This is a genomic window from Enterococcus songbeiensis (assembly GCF_005405265.1).
In the GTDB taxonomy this organism is placed as follows: Bacteria; Bacillota; Bacilli; order Lactobacillales; family Enterococcaceae; genus Enterococcus_C; species Enterococcus_C songbeiensis.
On record NZ_BJDS01000002.1, the window covers coordinates 206,395 to 220,055 of the forward strand.

Sequence of the window (13,661 nt, forward strand, 5' to 3'; positions counted from 1 at the left end):
TCATCCTATTCGCTTATTCGTCAAATGGTCGATCGTCACTGATTTGAATCGTATGGATTGCAGTTGCTTTGCCTGTTCTTTCATCAATATCAATCAGGCAACCGGATAAAATGGTTCGACCGCTTTCCACTACTTCAAACCGCTGAGGCAACGTCGTCAAAAATCGTTCAATCACGGGTTCTCGTTTCATGCCTAAGATACCATCATAAGGACCTGTCATGCCTGCATCTGTCAAATAGGCGGTTCCTTGCGGTAAAATTCGAGCATCATTGGTTTGCACATGGGTATGGGTTCCGACGACGGCTGAAACACGTCCATCAAGATACCAACTCATCGCTTGTTTTTCACTTGTTGTTTCCCCGTGGAAATCAACAAAAATCAAGGATGTTCGTTCCCGTGCCATTGCCAACAGCTCATCGATTTTTCTAAAGGGATCATCCAACGCCACCATAAAGGTTCGTGCCTGCAGGTTGATCACCGCAAGCTCTACTTGATTGACCTTGACAAAAACCATCCCCATTCCCGGTACTTCTTCAGGAAAATTGGCTGGCCGAATCATTTTTTTCGCTTCTCCGATAAATTCAAAAATATCCCGATTGTCCCACGTATGGTTTCCCATCGTGACGACATCGATTCCATCTTGTAAAAATTTTTTATAGATTTTTCCGGTGATTCCCCGACCAGAAGCTGCATTTTCTCCATTGCAGATCGTGACTTGTGGACGGTATTTCTTTTTTAATTTTGGTACATATTCTGTAATGGTTTTGCGGCCAAGAGCACCGACAACATCCCCAATAAACAATACCCGCACAATTTTTCCTCTTCTCTTTTTGACATCTTTCCTTATTATAGTTGTTTTTGGGTGGAAAAAAAAGCCCGCCTCCTTTTTCAAAGGAAAAGACACTTTGCTATCTAGTTTATTGAATTTTGGTTAGAATAAAATTAACAAACGAAAAGGAGGAGGCTTATGGCGCGATTTTTGAAAAGAATCGGATTGCTTGCATTATTTGTTGTCGCTATTCTATTGATCCGTCACTATATCATTACTCCAATTATCGTCCAAGGAAAATCTATGCTGCCGACACTAGTCAATAATGAACGCTTGTTGATGTCCAAAAATACTGACAATATCCAACGATTCGACATTGTGGTTTTCGATGCACCAAATGAGGATCGGAATTATATCAAGCGAGTAATCGGTCTGCCGGGAGAAACGGTGGAAATTCAAAAAGATCAGCTGGTAATTGACGGGAAAAAATACACCGAAGAATACCTTGATCCAAAATTAAGTGAAGAAGTTTTAACCACTCGTGAAACATTTACCGAGGACTTTGTTTTTGAAGTTCCCGCGGACAGTTATTTCGTTTTAGGCGACAATCGAACCAATTCTACTGATAGCCGTTACATTGGCGCAATTTCTAAGGAGGAGATTGAAGGTGTCGCTCGAATCGTTTTGTGGCCGTTGGATCGTTTTGGCGGGATAGAATAACACGGAATTATTCACAATCGTGTATTTCATCACAAACAAAGAGGTTTTCTTCGTTATAAAAGCATGATAGAATAACATTGTAAGCATTATCAGAACTAACTGGAGGGATTCTTCATGAAAAAAAGTAACGAGGAAGTTTTGGCACGTCGCATCAACGAATACAAAAAGAAACGCGAAAAAATCGTGAAGGCCGCAGTGCAGGAGCACAAAGAAAACATGCCGGAGCGAAAAACGCTGCATTTTAAATTTGTCAAAGAGTCGACTGTCAAAAAATAAAAATGGCAGGCAGAAAGGAATCTTCCTTTTCTGCCTGCTTTTTATTTCCCTCCGCTCGCCAGACGAACGATTTCAACAATCGTATCTCGGGCTTTTTCCATAGCTTCCAAGGTAATGAACTCATATTGCCCATGGAAATTTTCGCCCCCAGTAAATAAGTTCGGTGTTGGGATTCCTTTATAGGAAATTTTCGAGCCGTCTGTCCCCCCGCGAAAAGGAGTGATCTTGATGGGAATTTTTAAATTTTCCATCGCTTGTTTGGCATAGGTGACACTGCGGGGATCTTGATCAATAATTTCCCGCATGTTGTAGTATTGGTCAAACAAACGGTAGCTGATCCGTTCCTGCTGCAATTCTTTATTAAGTTCGGTAATGATTTGCAAAATTCTTTGCTTGCGGGCTTCAAATTTTTCCCGATCATGGTCCCGAATAATATAGTGGAGCTCTGCATGACTGATATCCCCGATAAATTTATTCAGCAAATAAAAGCCCTGATATTCCCGTGTTTTTTCCGGAACTTCTGCTTGAGGCAGTTGTTGATCGATTTGCTCCCCAATTTTGATGGCATTGACCATTTGCTGGTAGGCTGTTCCGGGATGAACACTCGTGCCATCAATAAAAATTTCGATTTTTGCCGCATTGAAGGTTTCATATTCAAAATGCCCTACGCGTCCACTGTCTAAAGTATAGGCAAACGCCACCGGAAAATCGTCAGGATCAAACAAATCTGCTCCTCGACCGATTTCTTCATCTGGACCGAATGCCACCCAGACATCACCTCTTTCAGCAGCTGGAACCTGTTTTAACAATCGAATTCCGTCAATGATTTCGGCGATCCCGGCTTTATCATCTGCTCCTAAAAGAGTCGTGCCGTCAGTTGTGATCAACGTTTCTCCTACATAATCCAACAAATTAGGAAATTCCGTGACCGATAACACAATCTGCTTGCCCTCATTCAGGACAACATCCTGCCCATCATAATTTTCATGGACTTGCGGTTGACTATTTTCCGCAGAAAAATCTGCGGTGTCCACATGGGCAATAAAACCTACCGCTGTTTTTTTCGGATCACCTCTCAAAACCCCGATGGTAAAACTATTCTTCGGGTGATAGGCAACCTGTTCCAACCCCAAGTCGAGTAATTGATCCTTCAACAGCAATGCTAGATCAACTTGACCAGGCGTCGTAGGAATCGTAGTTGAGGTTTCATCGGAACGAGTATTGATTTTGGCATAACGTAAAAAATCGGTTAATAATTCTGACATATTTTCACCCTATTCTAAAAATGCGTTTCTAAAATTAAAATAATCACCATATGCGTGGAAGACGACTCCTTTTTCAAAAAGAAATCGGCTTTTCTTCCAGCTCGTGTACAATGTCGCGAAAATCAGCAAAACCAGCATCTAGTCCCCGTAATAAAATTTCTGCGGTGCCAATATTCGTAGCCAAGGGAATTTCATACACATCCGACAGGCGGATCAGTGCCGTCACATCTGGTTCGTGGGGTTGTGCCGCTAATGGGTCCCGCAAAAAAATCACCATGTCCAGTGCATCTTCTGAAATCATCGCGCCAATCTGCTGATCTCCTCCCAATGGACCAGATTTGAAGCGATGAACCGGCAAGCCGGTTGCCTCTTCAATTCGTTTTCCGGTCGTTCCCGTGGCAAACAATTCATGCTTCACTAAAATTTCCCGATATGCTGTCGTCAGCTTGACCATCATGTCCTTTTTGCGGTCATGGGCAATCAATGCAATCTTCATCTCGTTTCCTCCGCTCTTTCTTTTTCTTAACGGTATCACACACAACAAAAAAAGCCTAGCCAGATTATTATCCGACTACGCTTTTACAACTTCCTTTTCGCAAGTTTGCTTTCGTCACATCCGTAACAGTGCAAGCAAATAGCGAATCAGGCGATAGACTAAAAACAATAAGAAAATATTCCCAAAAATAAAACGAAACAAATCGGTGATTGATCCTTTGATATTTGCCAAAGAAAAACGCCGCAAGAAACGGGGAAACCGACTGTAGCCGTTTCGTTTTAAACGAAAACTTTCTTCGTAGGTTAATTCCAACATGTCATAATAAACCATTTGTAGTGGTTGGGAGGAGAAAAATGCTTTTTCAAAGCCCACCATCAGCGTGAACTGTTTGTTTCTGGAAGGAAAATTGCGAACTTTAGCTTTCTTGATGTGCACTTCCCCTTGTCCGGTTTCTTTTGCGGTGTAGCTGTATTCATCCTCCACCAACTGATAAATTTGAGCCGGTTGATTTTTTCTTAAAAAAGCGTCGTAGATTTCATCGAATTTACGGCTTTGAAGTACCAGATAAACGAATAAAGCGATGAGTATCAGCAACAAAAAACCATTTATCAACAAGCTATCTCTTGTGATTGCTGAATAGACAGCCAACAACAGTCCGCAAACTGCCAGCAAACTCAAACGCAACCGATAATATCCTTGGTACATCAGTTGAATGGAACGACGATAATAGTCAAAGTCCTCTTTTACAAAATCCATGAAACAGCTCCTCTCAAAACTTAACGGGGTAGTTTATAGCAAATGTAATTCTTTCAGTGCTTTCCAAATACCGTCTTGTTCATTTGATGCCGTGACAAAATCCGCTTCTGCCTGCACTTCTGCAGTGGCATTGCCCATCGCAATCCCTAAGCCGGATTCCCGCAACATTTCCCGGTCGTTTAATCCATCACCGAATGCGACAACATCTTCTCTATCAATCCCTAGACGATTAGCAACATTTAAAATCGTTGCCGCTTTTGAACCGTTTTTCGGCACAACATCAACACAATTTTCATGCCAACGAATGAAGCGTAATTTTTGATATTTTTGATCAAAATAACCTTCATATTGTCGGCTATAAAAAGCCAGTGCTTGATAAACCTCTTGATCTTCTACGAATAATTGATCCAATTCCGGTAATGTCGCCCCAAAGGATTTCATCGCTTCGTCCATGACCTCTACATTAATTGATGTAGAACGTTTCGCAACATCCATACTGATAAAGGCTGTATCGATTGCCAATTGATTGGCTTCTTCTACGAATTGATCCAATTCAGAACGGTCTAAAAGATTCTTATAAATTTGTTGATGATCCAAAAAAGCGGCGGCACCGTTACATAAAACATAATTGGTAAATCCAAGATCGCGAATCACATCTTTAGCGTGAAACCGACTTCTACCAGTGGCTATTGTCACCAAATGCCCGGCTTTTCGCAGTTCTTCCAGTGCTTCCATCGTGCTGTCCAGCGGTTGCTTCTCATTGTCAAGAAGGGTCCCATCAATATCAAAAGCAAAAAGTTTTCGTTTCATAAGGGTTGTGTCGTCTCACTTTCTTATTCTATAGATACTTACTAGCTTCTCGAGTCGCCAACTTGCTGAAGTGCTGGTTCAAAAGCACCTGTCGGACCCATTCAGGATTCGTTTTGCTGTACTCTCTTAATGCCCATCCAATGGCTTTTTGAATAAAGAACTCTTCTGTATTCATATCATACTCAATGGCTTTTTTCAACAGCTCTCGGTCAGTTTTTTCCTTGAATTGCAACTGCAATGTGATAGCGATTCGCCGCAGCCAAAAGTCTGGTTGCTGATCAAACAGTAAGAAAACCGCTTCCAGTTTTTCCGGATGCTGCAAGATCCAGGTACCAAAAAATTTTCGCCAGGAATCGATACTGTCCCACCATTCCTTTTGCGCAGTCAAAACAAGCAGTTTTTCCAATTCCTCAAAGGAAAATCGACGGACATTTTTTTGTGCCAAATCGATTGCCAAATACTGGTATTCCCGTTTCTCTTTTTGATAATAGGTCGTGATCTCCACCAAAACGTCCTCTACCGACCAATTTTTGCTGGCAGTTAGAAGCGATTTTTGCAGGAATGCCCGTTGCGGTTTTGGTACACCGGCAAAAGAAAATCGGTTTTTCATATATTGTGCCATTGCTATAGCATTTTCTTCATTTTTCGGAAAGATTACTTGCTCCATGCTCATTCCTCCATTGCTTATTTTCCAGCGTTTTTCCGCTGCCTTCCTTGACATAAGCTGTCTAAATAAAGTATACTACCATTTGTGTAAAATAATGCAGCAGAAAGATAATAACTCGTCACCAGTTCGTTGCCAGAATGGTTCAATTGTGTAACCGCGGCTGCAAAGGTGAAGATTGAAGAACGGACTGCACGAATATGAATTTTTCATCGGATTATTTTACTCCAAAACTATTTTATTGGAGGAATCTTTAATGTCTCGTTATACTGGACCATCATGGAAAATATCCCGTCGTCTAGGTATCTCTTTGTCAGGAACTGGTAAAGAACTAGCACGTCGCCCTTACGCACCAGGTCAACACGGACCAAACAGCCGTGGCAAAAAATCTGAATACGGCTTGCAATTAGCTGAAAAACAAAAACTTCGTCATATGTACGGAATGAACGAACGCCAATTCAACAACTTGTTCGTTAAAGCAAGCAAGGTCAAAGAAGGAAAACACGGTGTTAACTTCATGATCTACCTAGAACAACGTTTAGACAATATTGTTTACCGTCTAGGTCTTGCAACAACTCGTCGTCAAGCACGTCAATTAGTCAACCATGGTCATATCTTAGTTGACGGCAAACGTGTGGATATCCCTTCATACCACGTTGAAGTGGGTCAAGTGATCTCCGTTCGTGAAAAATCAAAAAATATCTCAACAATCAAAGATGCTGTTGAAGCAATCGTTGGACGTCCAGCGTTTATCAGCTTTGATGATGAAAAATTAGAAGGTTCATTGACTCGTTTACCAGAACGCGACGAAATGTACCCAGACATCGATGAAGCCCTTGTCGTTGAATTCTACAACAGATAAGCGTCTTTTCAAAAAAGAGCAACCTCTCGAGGCTGCTCTTTTTTTGTCTTGAAATAAAGAACAGAAAATTTTCATCGCATTTTTTCAAAAAAAACTTACGAGAAACGCTAAAATATGTTAGGCTAACCTTCGCAACAAAAATTGAAGGAGGAATTTACTTGCCAACAAACAAAAAAGAAGGAATTATTTTTACCACGATGATGTGCTTTCTCATGGTTTTAGGAATGAGTATCTATAATCTTTGGCTGCATGATTCATTGACACTAACGGAGCTACTTATCGGCTTGATTCCCGGTTTTATCGTCGCTTTTATTTTGGATGTTTTCGTTGTCGGTGGACTGGCGAAAAAAATCGCTTTTTCTTTACCGATTAATCCTGAAAAAAAGCTGATTTTAATCCTGACGATTTCTACCTTGATGATTTTAGGCATGGTCACTTGTATGTCTTTATTCGGAATTTTAATGGAAAACGGACTCAACGAACAGCTTTTCAGCCAATACTTGACCGCCTGGAAAATGAATGTCATTGTTGCACTGCCGCTACAATTACTTATCGTCGGACCAATTTCCCGTAAAGTCTTGCAACAAATACAAACGGCTTAATTTTTTTAGTGTTTGGTCTCTTTGACCAGACACTGCCAAAACGGCATCTTTACATAGATTTCTCAACGGTTACAACAGAAAATTTTTTTTAAAATCATTTTTGCATAGAACCGCAAAAACCAGCACCTCAGCGATAAAAAATACTGTCTGGACCAACGAAGATTGCCAAAATTCCGGATAATGCCACCAGTGAAAAATAATCTCCGTCGTCCAAAAGGAAAGCACCACATAGGCGATCCCCCAAAGGACCCGGGAGGAAAGTGCTTTTTTCATGATTGTACCTGCCACAAACAAGCAGAGCATCACCACCAGCAACAAGATTTGAATCTGATACGCTCTTTCACTAAAGGTTGACGGTTGCGCCATTTTTATTGAGGAATCAAATAAGAAAAAACCGCTGATCCCCGTATTGACAAACAAAAGCAAACGATACAGCAAAAGCAACTTCCCCACCCCTCTCTGCTCCATCTCTTACTAAAAGTATAGCAAGAAAGCCGTCAGACCAAAAATGATAGGGTCTTTCTGGTGCTGATTACTCTCCCGTAAAATAGTTTCCAAATGACTTCCCACCCCTTGATACCCCTTGTGGATTATCACTTCATCAGAAAAATACTGTTTGATTTCCGGCGCTAAAAATGGATAGTGGGTACAGCCGAGAACAACGCTTTTGGTTTTTCTTGGGTACATCTTCAAAAATTTCTTAACCAAAGCATCCAAAAAAAAAAGCCTTTTACCGATTTTTACAAAAAACACGAAAAAAACTTTACATTTCGTAAACCAAATAATATAATTTCGTTAACGAACGTCAACTAACTAAAAAATAAAAGTTAACGAAAGAAGGATTACTTATGCAATTCACTTTACGGGAACAACTCACTGCCGCAATTTTTGCGGGCATTATCGCAGCATTATCGCCAATAACGATTCCATTCGGTCTGATTCCCATGACCCTGCAAACATTTGCTGTGGGGTTGACCGTGACAATTTTAGGCGCAAAAAACGGAACCTGGGCAGTGTTGATTTATTTACTATTGGGACTTTTGGGCTTGCCGGTTTTTGCGGGAGGAACTGCCGGAATCGGTGTGCTGTTTGGACCCACGGGAGGGTTTTTGATTGGCTTTATTTTTAACGGTTTGCTGACAGGATGGCTCGTGGAAAAAATGCACTATTCCTACCTTGGGGGCTTCTTGGGAAATATTCTTGGGGCTTTCGTCACTCTGCTTTTTGGTACCCTCTGGTTAAAGCTCAGTACAGAAATGAATTGGCTGGGAGCATTTAATGCCGGAATGGTGCCTTTCTTACTGCCGGGAGTGATCAAAGCTGTAGCAGCCGGGGGAATCGGCATCATGATCCACAACCGTTTAAGCAGCTATTTGCTTCGTTTGAATAAATAAAAAAACCTGAAACTAAAGACGTTTTTGCGTCCGCTAGGTTTCAGGTTCTTGTTTTTAGTTCACTGATTCTTTTAATTGTTTGCCTGGTTTGAAAGCTGGATTTTTTGAAGCTGGAATGGTGATTTCTTCCCCAGTTTGTGGATTACGGCCTTTTCTTGCGGCACGGTCACGTACTTCAAACGTTCCAAATCCCATGATTTGAACACTTTCACCGTTTTTTAAAGAAGTTTCAACTGTTTCAAGAACAGCTCCTACAGCGGCGGTCGCGTCTTTTTTCGTTAATCCGGATTTTTCTGCTACTGCTGCGATTAAATCTGCTTTATTCATGTAACTTTCCTCCTGATTGAAAATAACTTTTTGAAGTGCATTAGCAACTCCTGCTTCTTATTCTATCAAAATCCTATAAACACTACAATCAAAACCTTTTCACACCTGCATTAACAAATTGTACAGAGGGACTAAAGCAAGATAACTCTCTAGCATATAAGCCTTGGCTTCTTCCGGATGTTGCCACAGTTCACTGTCTTTTAGAAGCACACGCCCCACTTGAAATTCCCCTTTTTTCACATCCCGCAAGCGCCGTAAGGTTTTTTCCAAGGTTGTACTTTCCAGCGGCAGCACAGCATTTTCCATATGGTTTGGGCTAAGGATGCTATCTTTTGGCAGTTCTTCAAACAGCTCGTGATGTGTCAACATTTTTTCCGCCATTTCACTTTTTTGAGGTGGCTGATCAATCAAGGACAGCCACATGAAAACATACTCTTCACAAATGCCTAATTGGAAATGGGGCTCCATTTTATAGCCCCGCTTTTTTTGACTCAACGCTGACAAGGTACTTTCCGGTGGGTACACGCTTCGGCGGCGATGCTGGGCAATATGAAGAAACAGCTCTTTTTGAATCCGTTCCTCGATTATCGGCTGAAATTCAGCCTGTAATGAATGAAAAACCGGTTGGATTTCTGCACGAATAGCAGCCATTCTTGGCTCCAACCCGTAAACAGTAAAAACTGCAAAACTTTTTTCCGTGAACAACAAACATCCCTCTTTTACTTTTTCCATCATTGTAGTCGTCTTTTCTTTTTCAGACAACAAAAAACAGCTCATCCTTCAATCGAAATGAGCTGTGACATTTTATTTCGTTAAGTCGATTCGTTTGCCGATAAAATGAATGATGACCCCGCCAATCGTCATGGAGACCAATTCCCCTAAACCGATGATCAGCCAATTATAGAAAAATGGTGCTTGGTATAAAATAGTCAACTGACCGGCAACGGTAAACATAGAGACAGCAAAAACCAGCGCTGTGACCACCATTTTATTTTTCATTGATTTCATCCGCTTTGTCAGCCATTGATTAAACAACAGCACAAAAAGCGTGCAGACACTCCCTACCACGACATCGATCAATCCATTGGGTGAAGCGATGTTGGCGATTGCCACGCCAACGGTTACTGCCCAAATGTACCGCTTATTATACAACGCCAGATAATTAAACATTTCTGATAAGCGAATTTGTACAGCACCGAAACTGATGACTGCCAGAAAAACCGTGACTACCACATATAAACTGGCAACCAGCGCCATCTTAGCAGTTTCTTTCGTGGTCCAGCGAGAAGCTGAACGTACTTCATGATTATTCATTTTTCGACACTCCTTTACAAGTCAATGACTTGGTAATAACTGCGACCAAAGGATTGAAGTGCCGCAGTGCGGAAATTTTCCGCTATCTTTTATCTTAATCAAAAAACCGCATCTGGCAAGAGGGGATTGCCCAAAAATGTTGTCATTCGTTACTACCTTCTTTATTTCAACAGCCAGCCGCCATCGATCGGCAGGATATTTCCCTGAAGGTAGCTAGCCTGTTCACTAGCCAAAAATAAGGTTAGATTGGCAACCTCTTCCGGCTGTGCCCAGCGTTTGACTGGTGTTTCGTCGGCGACCCATTTGGCCATCTTTCCTTCACCGGCAAAATCCGCTGCATTCATCGGTGTTTGAATTGCACCAGGAGCGATTGCAGCGACGTGAATACCGCTGGCTGCGTAATCCAGCGCTAATTGCTTGGTAAATCCGGCAATCGCATGTTTAGAGGTTGTGTAGGCAATTCCGCCACCACCAGCCACAAGACTGGCAATAGAAGCCATGTTAATGATCGTCCCATTTTTTCGGGCAAGCATCGTCGGCAAAACGGCTTTTGTTAAATGGAACATGCTATCCAGGTTTGTTCCTAAAATATGACGCCATAGTGTTTCGTCGGTTTCCATCAGCGGACGATAATCGTCCAAAACGCCGGCGGTATTCAGCAAGATATCAATCCGACCAAATTTTTCCAGACATTGTGCAACAGCTTGTCGGCAAAATTCGGCTTCTTCAAGATCACCCATTAGAAAAAACGAGGTGGCGGGGAATTCTTCCTTTAATTCGGCTCCCTGTGGTTTTTTATCCACACCAAAAATGATTCCTCCGGCAGTTAGAAAAGCTTTTGCCTGTGCCAAACCAATGCCTGAAGCTGCTCCCGTTACGAAAACGACTTTTCCGGTAAATTCGTTTGGCTTCATGGGGTCACGATCTTCCAATCCTCTGCTAAAATGTCACAAACTGTCGGTGCAAAACTTGAAAAACCTTCGTCTGAGGTTTTAATCAATAGATACGGTGTTACTGGATGTCCTTCAAATTCATCCCCGGCAACGAATGTCACGTATAATTCAAAACCACCCCAGCCTTCCCGGATGATTTTTGCTCCCTTTTTTAGTTGGGGTAAAATCTCTTCAAATGTCATTTTTTTTCCTCCTTTTTTCTTTGTTCCCACTATACCTTTTCCCTTCACAAAAAACAATTTGCAATTTTAATGTATTTCTACTTGAAAATTTTCAGAAATTTTGGTTACATAGTAATGTTTGGTGTTTTCCGAGCGATCATTTGATTTTTTCTATTTGCACTGATTGCATTGCTCTGCATCACTGACAAAAAATATTAGGAGGAAGTATATTTTGGATTATTCATTAATGACTCGTCTGGCAGCGGAATTTGTCGGAACTGCTCTGTTAATTATGTTAGGAAATGGTGCAGTAGCAAACGTAGACTTGAAAGGCACAAAAGGATATGGCAGTGACTGGATGCTGATTGCTGTAGGGTATGGCTGTGGGGTTATGATTCCAGCTATGATGTTTGGTTCGATCAGTGGAAACCACATCAATCCCGCTTTTTCGATTGGTTTAGCCGTAGCCGGTATGTTCCCTTGGGCAGAAGTTGTTCCTTATATCATCGCACAATTACTTGGTGCCATTGTTGGTCAATTAATTATTGTTGCCTGCTACAAACCGTATTACGATCAAACAGAAAATCCTCAACACATTTTGGGAACTTTCTCGACAATCAATAGTGTTGGTTCAAAACTCAACGGATTCGTTAATGAATTTGTTGGTTCATTTATTTTGTTTCTTGGTGCCATCGGAATCACGAAAGCACCTTTCTTCCAAGACAATTTGGGAACAGCCCACTTTGCTTTAGGTTTCTTGGTTTGGACACTGGTTGCATCCTTAGGTGGACCAACTGGCCCCGGCTTGAACCCAGCTCGTGACTTCGGTCCTCGTTTGGTTCACGCTTTACTGCCTTTGAAAAATAAAGGCGATTCTCAATGGAGCTATTCATGGGTACCCGTTGTTGCGCCGATTTTAGCCAGCATCGTTGCAATTCTATTTTATAAAGCACTCTTCTTATAAAATTTAGCCAGAAAAAGGCGTGAAAATCTACGGATTTTCACGCCTTTTTTAGTAGGGGACAAAGGTGATTGCCTGCTGAATTTCTTCTACCAGATGTTGTTCTTTGTATGCATCAAAAAGCGGCTGGTTTTGTCGAATAATCCCGCGAAATTTCAAGGGATTTATCTGATCAATCAACTGGTATTCCGACATAAACTGTCGGGTCAGCTGCCATTCATAGAAATAGCCGAAGGGGCGACAACTGTATTCAATCCCATTAATCATTTTGTCGGCAAAACGCCGATGAGTATGCCCAAAAATCACTTGTTTTACATTCGGATAGTGATCCAAAACTTCCCCGATAGCTTCTGAACCCAGAAAAGCATTCAGGGCATTCCACCGTGAAAAACTAGGATCAGTTTGATAAACAATAAATTCCCGTCGCGGCACAAAATGAGTCGCCAAAATAATTTGTTTCTTTTGTTGAGACAACTGATCCAAGGATTGTCGCAATTGCGTGATGATTTGTTGCGTAATCTCAGGATCGCTGGCTTTTCGCTGAATCATACGGTCATACCAATACAATCGCTTCATTCGCAAAATCTTTTGTGGATCCAAATTTGTTGCATACTGGTAATCGTACCAGCCATTCATCCCTAAAAGAACAGTATTTTCAGAAAGAGGCAGTGTTCGAAAATTCAAAAAGCGTGCATCGTCAAATTCTTCAATCCCGCTTTCTGATAAATCTGCCATTTCATGATTGCCCCAATTAAAGGTCGTCTGCCAGTGTTGTTGAAAAAAATCAAACACGGCCAATGCCGCATGAATGTGATTGGCGGTATCGCCGGCAAAATGTACCCGAGTGGTTTGAGCAGCCTGCAGGACCCCAGCAATTTTTTCCAAATCTTCAGTGGTCAGGCGATTGATATCTACATGCAGGTCACTGATTACGGCTAGTTTTCCCATTTTTCAGCCTGCAAACTTCTGATCGACGGAAATAATCGGAACATTATCTGCCAATACACCGCTTTTTCCTTTAAGCTGAATCGTTCCATAGGCAGAATTAAAAACAGCTTCAACTTCTGGTTCCAAATATTTTTCTGCGGAATGCTTAAAATAAATTTCCCCAATCTCAGTCGTCAATCGTTCGTCATAGATGGCCGTATCACTGCTGTGTCCTTGCGCCACCAGTAAAAAACGAAAGCTGACATCCAAACGACAAGTGATAGCCGTTGCGGCAAACGGTCCTTCTCCATCTTCAAAATCAAGAAAGAGCCGATCACCGGCTTGTTTTTTATCAGTCAGTTTTTTCTGAACTTCTTTGCTTAAATGTAAAATCATACGCTTCC

General features: G+C 41.7%; 21 protein-coding genes. 6 read left to right on the forward strand and 15 right to left on the reverse strand.

Annotated elements, in window-relative coordinates:
- Window positions 1–13 precede the first annotated feature (13 nt).
- The gene (locus FFM66_RS01665; protein WP_137604843.1) at window positions 14–811 is read right to left on the reverse strand and encodes a TIGR00282 family metallophosphoesterase; all 798 of its coding nucleotides are present in this window, start codon (window positions 809–811) and stop codon (window positions 14–16) included.
- Window positions 812–967: 156 nt separating this feature from the next.
- On the opposite strand from FFM66_RS01665, the gene lepB reads away from it, so the two are divergent.
- Complete coding sequence (gene lepB / locus FFM66_RS01670) at window positions 968–1,489, forward strand: signal peptidase I (RefSeq protein WP_137604844.1); 522 nt, start codon at window positions 968–970, stop codon at window positions 1,487–1,489.
- Window positions 1,490–1,603: 114 nt separating this feature from the next.
- On the forward strand, window positions 1,604–1,765 hold the full coding sequence (locus FFM66_RS11305) for a hypothetical protein (protein ID WP_171000772.1): 162 nt from the start codon (window positions 1,604–1,606) through the stop codon (window positions 1,763–1,765).
- Between the two features lie 41 nt (window positions 1,766–1,806).
- Here the strand turns inward: FFM66_RS11305 and pepT are convergent, their stop codons facing one another.
- The 5 genes from pepT to FFM66_RS01695 all read right to left on the reverse strand — a co-directional run bounded on the left by pepT (window position 1,807) and on the right by FFM66_RS01695 (window position 5,759).
- Window positions 1,807–3,030: a peptidase T gene (pepT, locus tag FFM66_RS01675; RefSeq protein WP_137604845.1), complete on the reverse strand. Its 1,224-nt coding sequence runs from the start codon at window positions 3,028–3,030 to the stop codon at window positions 1,807–1,809.
- 73 nt (window positions 3,031–3,103) lie between these two features.
- The gene (mgsA, locus tag FFM66_RS01680; RefSeq protein WP_048604512.1) at window positions 3,104–3,526 is read right to left on the reverse strand and encodes a methylglyoxal synthase; all 423 of its coding nucleotides are present in this window, start codon (window positions 3,524–3,526) and stop codon (window positions 3,104–3,106) included.
- Window positions 3,527–3,640: 114 nt separating this feature from the next.
- Window positions 3,641–4,282: a hypothetical protein gene (locus FFM66_RS01685; protein WP_137604846.1), complete on the reverse strand. Its 642-nt coding sequence runs from the start codon at window positions 4,280–4,282 to the stop codon at window positions 3,641–3,643.
- 33 nt (window positions 4,283–4,315) lie between these two features.
- A complete protein-coding gene (locus FFM66_RS01690) occupies window positions 4,316–5,092 on the reverse strand; it encodes a Cof-type HAD-IIB family hydrolase (RefSeq protein WP_137604847.1) in 777 nt (258 codons plus the stop codon).
- Window positions 5,093–5,120: 28 nt separating this feature from the next.
- Window positions 5,121–5,759 carry a DNA alkylation repair protein gene (locus FFM66_RS01695; protein ID WP_137604848.1) on the reverse strand — a complete coding sequence of 213 codons (639 nt, stop codon included), beginning with the start codon at window positions 5,757–5,759 and terminating at the stop codon, window positions 5,121–5,123.
- A 253-nt stretch (window positions 5,760–6,012) separates the two neighbouring features.
- Here FFM66_RS01695 and rpsD point away from each other — a divergent pair, with 253 nt between their 5' ends.
- Together rpsD and FFM66_RS01705 are read left to right on the forward strand one after the other, a co-directional pair.
- Window positions 6,013–6,618, forward strand: coding sequence for a 30S ribosomal protein S4 (gene rpsD / locus FFM66_RS01700; RefSeq protein WP_048604516.1), 606 nt, complete (start codon window positions 6,013–6,015; stop codon window positions 6,616–6,618).
- 158 nt (window positions 6,619–6,776) lie between these two features.
- Window positions 6,777–7,220 carry a DUF2798 domain-containing protein gene (locus tag FFM66_RS01705; protein WP_048604517.1) on the forward strand — a complete coding sequence of 148 codons (444 nt, stop codon included), beginning with the start codon at window positions 6,777–6,779 and terminating at the stop codon, window positions 7,218–7,220.
- 69 nt (window positions 7,221–7,289) lie between these two features.
- Here the strand turns inward: FFM66_RS01705 and FFM66_RS01710 are convergent, their stop codons facing one another.
- Window positions 7,290–7,673, reverse strand: coding sequence for a hypothetical protein (locus FFM66_RS01710; protein WP_137604849.1), 384 nt, complete (start codon window positions 7,671–7,673; stop codon window positions 7,290–7,292).
- 21 nt (window positions 7,674–7,694) lie between these two features.
- A complete protein-coding gene (locus FFM66_RS01715; protein ID WP_137604850.1) occupies window positions 7,695–7,907 on the reverse strand; it encodes a hypothetical protein in 213 nt (70 codons plus the stop codon).
- Between the two features lie 161 nt (window positions 7,908–8,068).
- Here FFM66_RS01715 and FFM66_RS01720 point away from each other — a divergent pair, with 161 nt between their 5' ends.
- Window positions 8,069–8,614: a biotin transporter BioY gene (locus FFM66_RS01720; protein ID WP_048604520.1), complete on the forward strand. Its 546-nt coding sequence runs from the start codon at window positions 8,069–8,071 to the stop codon at window positions 8,612–8,614.
- A 54-nt stretch (window positions 8,615–8,668) separates the two neighbouring features.
- Here FFM66_RS01720 and hbs read toward each other — a convergent pair whose 3' ends face one another.
- The 5 genes from hbs to FFM66_RS01745 all read right to left on the reverse strand — a co-directional run bounded on the left by hbs (window position 8,669) and on the right by FFM66_RS01745 (window position 11,390).
- On the reverse strand, window positions 8,669–8,941 hold the full coding sequence (hbs, locus tag FFM66_RS01725; RefSeq protein WP_048604521.1) for a non-specific DNA-binding protein Hbs: 273 nt from the start codon (window positions 8,939–8,941) through the stop codon (window positions 8,669–8,671).
- A gap of 99 nt (window positions 8,942–9,040) precedes the next feature.
- Window positions 9,041–9,646: a DUF1054 family protein gene (locus FFM66_RS01730; RefSeq protein ID WP_137604872.1), complete on the reverse strand. Its 606-nt coding sequence runs from the start codon at window positions 9,644–9,646 to the stop codon at window positions 9,041–9,043.
- A gap of 99 nt (window positions 9,647–9,745) precedes the next feature.
- Window positions 9,746–10,255, reverse strand: coding sequence for a QueT transporter family protein (locus tag FFM66_RS01735; protein WP_048604522.1), 510 nt, complete (start codon window positions 10,253–10,255; stop codon window positions 9,746–9,748).
- Between the two features lie 161 nt (window positions 10,256–10,416).
- The gene (locus tag FFM66_RS01740) at window positions 10,417–11,187 is read right to left on the reverse strand and encodes a 3-oxoacyl-ACP reductase (protein ID WP_371851504.1); all 771 of its coding nucleotides are present in this window, start codon (window positions 11,185–11,187) and stop codon (window positions 10,417–10,419) included.
- Complete coding sequence (locus FFM66_RS01745; RefSeq protein ID WP_048604524.1) at window positions 11,166–11,390, reverse strand: DUF2829 domain-containing protein; 225 nt, start codon at window positions 11,388–11,390, stop codon at window positions 11,166–11,168. Before FFM66_RS01745 ends, FFM66_RS01740 begins: the two co-directional genes overlap by 22 nt.
- 211 nt (window positions 11,391–11,601) lie before the next feature.
- On the opposite strand from FFM66_RS01745, the gene FFM66_RS01750 reads away from it, so the two are divergent.
- Entirely contained in the window at window positions 11,602–12,333 is a 732-nt protein-coding gene (locus FFM66_RS01750) for an MIP/aquaporin family protein (RefSeq protein ID WP_048604525.1), read from the forward strand.
- 48 nt (window positions 12,334–12,381) lie between these two features.
- Here the strand turns inward: FFM66_RS01750 and FFM66_RS01755 are convergent, their stop codons facing one another.
- Window positions 12,382–13,278 carry a metallophosphoesterase gene (locus tag FFM66_RS01755; RefSeq protein WP_137604852.1) on the reverse strand — a complete coding sequence of 299 codons (897 nt, stop codon included), beginning with the start codon at window positions 13,276–13,278 and terminating at the stop codon, window positions 12,382–12,384.
- A 3-nt stretch (window positions 13,279–13,281) separates the two neighbouring features.
- On the reverse strand, window positions 13,282–13,653 hold the full coding sequence (locus tag FFM66_RS01760; RefSeq protein ID WP_048604527.1) for an iron-sulfur cluster biosynthesis family protein: 372 nt from the start codon (window positions 13,651–13,653) through the stop codon (window positions 13,282–13,284).
- Window positions 13,654–13,661 lie beyond the last annotated feature (8 nt).

What these genes read in the sequence shown, in the direction of transcription:
- FFM66_RS01715 (WP_137604850.1), bottom strand. Translation starts at nt 7,907, where the DNA reads ATGTACCCAAGAAAAACCAAAAGCGTTGTTCTCGGCTGTACCCACTAT.
- mgsA (WP_048604512.1), bottom strand. Translation starts at nt 3,526, where the DNA reads ATGAAGATTGCATTGATTGCCCATGACCGCAAAAAGGACATGATGGTC.
- FFM66_RS01735 (WP_048604522.1), bottom strand. Translation starts at nt 10,255, where the DNA reads ATGAATAATCATGAAGTACGTTCAGCTTCTCGCTGGACCACGAAAGAA.
- lepB (WP_137604844.1), top strand. Translation starts at nt 968, where the DNA reads ATGGCGCGATTTTTGAAAAGAATCGGATTGCTTGCATTATTTGTTGTC.
- FFM66_RS01760 (WP_048604527.1), bottom strand. Translation starts at nt 13,653, where the DNA reads ATGATTTTACATTTAAGCAAAGAAGTTCAGAAAAAACTGACTGATAAA.
- FFM66_RS01755 (WP_137604852.1), bottom strand. Translation starts at nt 13,278, where the DNA reads ATGGGAAAACTAGCCGTAATCAGTGACCTGCATGTAGATATCAATCGC.
- hbs (WP_048604521.1), bottom strand. Translation starts at nt 8,941, where the DNA reads ATGAATAAAGCAGATTTAATCGCAGCAGTAGCAGAAAAATCCGGATTA.
- pepT (WP_137604845.1), bottom strand. Translation starts at nt 3,030, where the DNA reads ATGTCAGAATTATTAACCGATTTTTTACGTTATGCCAAAATCAATACT.
- FFM66_RS01695 (WP_137604848.1), bottom strand. Translation starts at nt 5,759, where the DNA reads ATGGAGCAAGTAATCTTTCCGAAAAATGAAGAAAATGCTATAGCAATG.
- FFM66_RS01745 (WP_048604524.1), bottom strand. Translation starts at nt 11,390, where the DNA reads ATGACATTTGAAGAGATTTTACCCCAACTAAAAAAGGGAGCAAAAATC.
- FFM66_RS01720 (WP_048604520.1), top strand. Translation starts at nt 8,069, where the DNA reads ATGCAATTCACTTTACGGGAACAACTCACTGCCGCAATTTTTGCGGGC.
- FFM66_RS11305 (WP_171000772.1), top strand. Translation starts at nt 1,604, where the DNA reads ATGAAAAAAAGTAACGAGGAAGTTTTGGCACGTCGCATCAACGAATAC.
- FFM66_RS01685 (WP_137604846.1), bottom strand. Translation starts at nt 4,282, where the DNA reads ATGGATTTTGTAAAAGAGGACTTTGACTATTATCGTCGTTCCATTCAA.
- rpsD (WP_048604516.1), top strand. Translation starts at nt 6,013, where the DNA reads ATGTCTCGTTATACTGGACCATCATGGAAAATATCCCGTCGTCTAGGT.
- FFM66_RS01690 (WP_137604847.1), bottom strand. Translation starts at nt 5,092, where the DNA reads ATGAAACGAAAACTTTTTGCTTTTGATATTGATGGGACCCTTCTTGAC.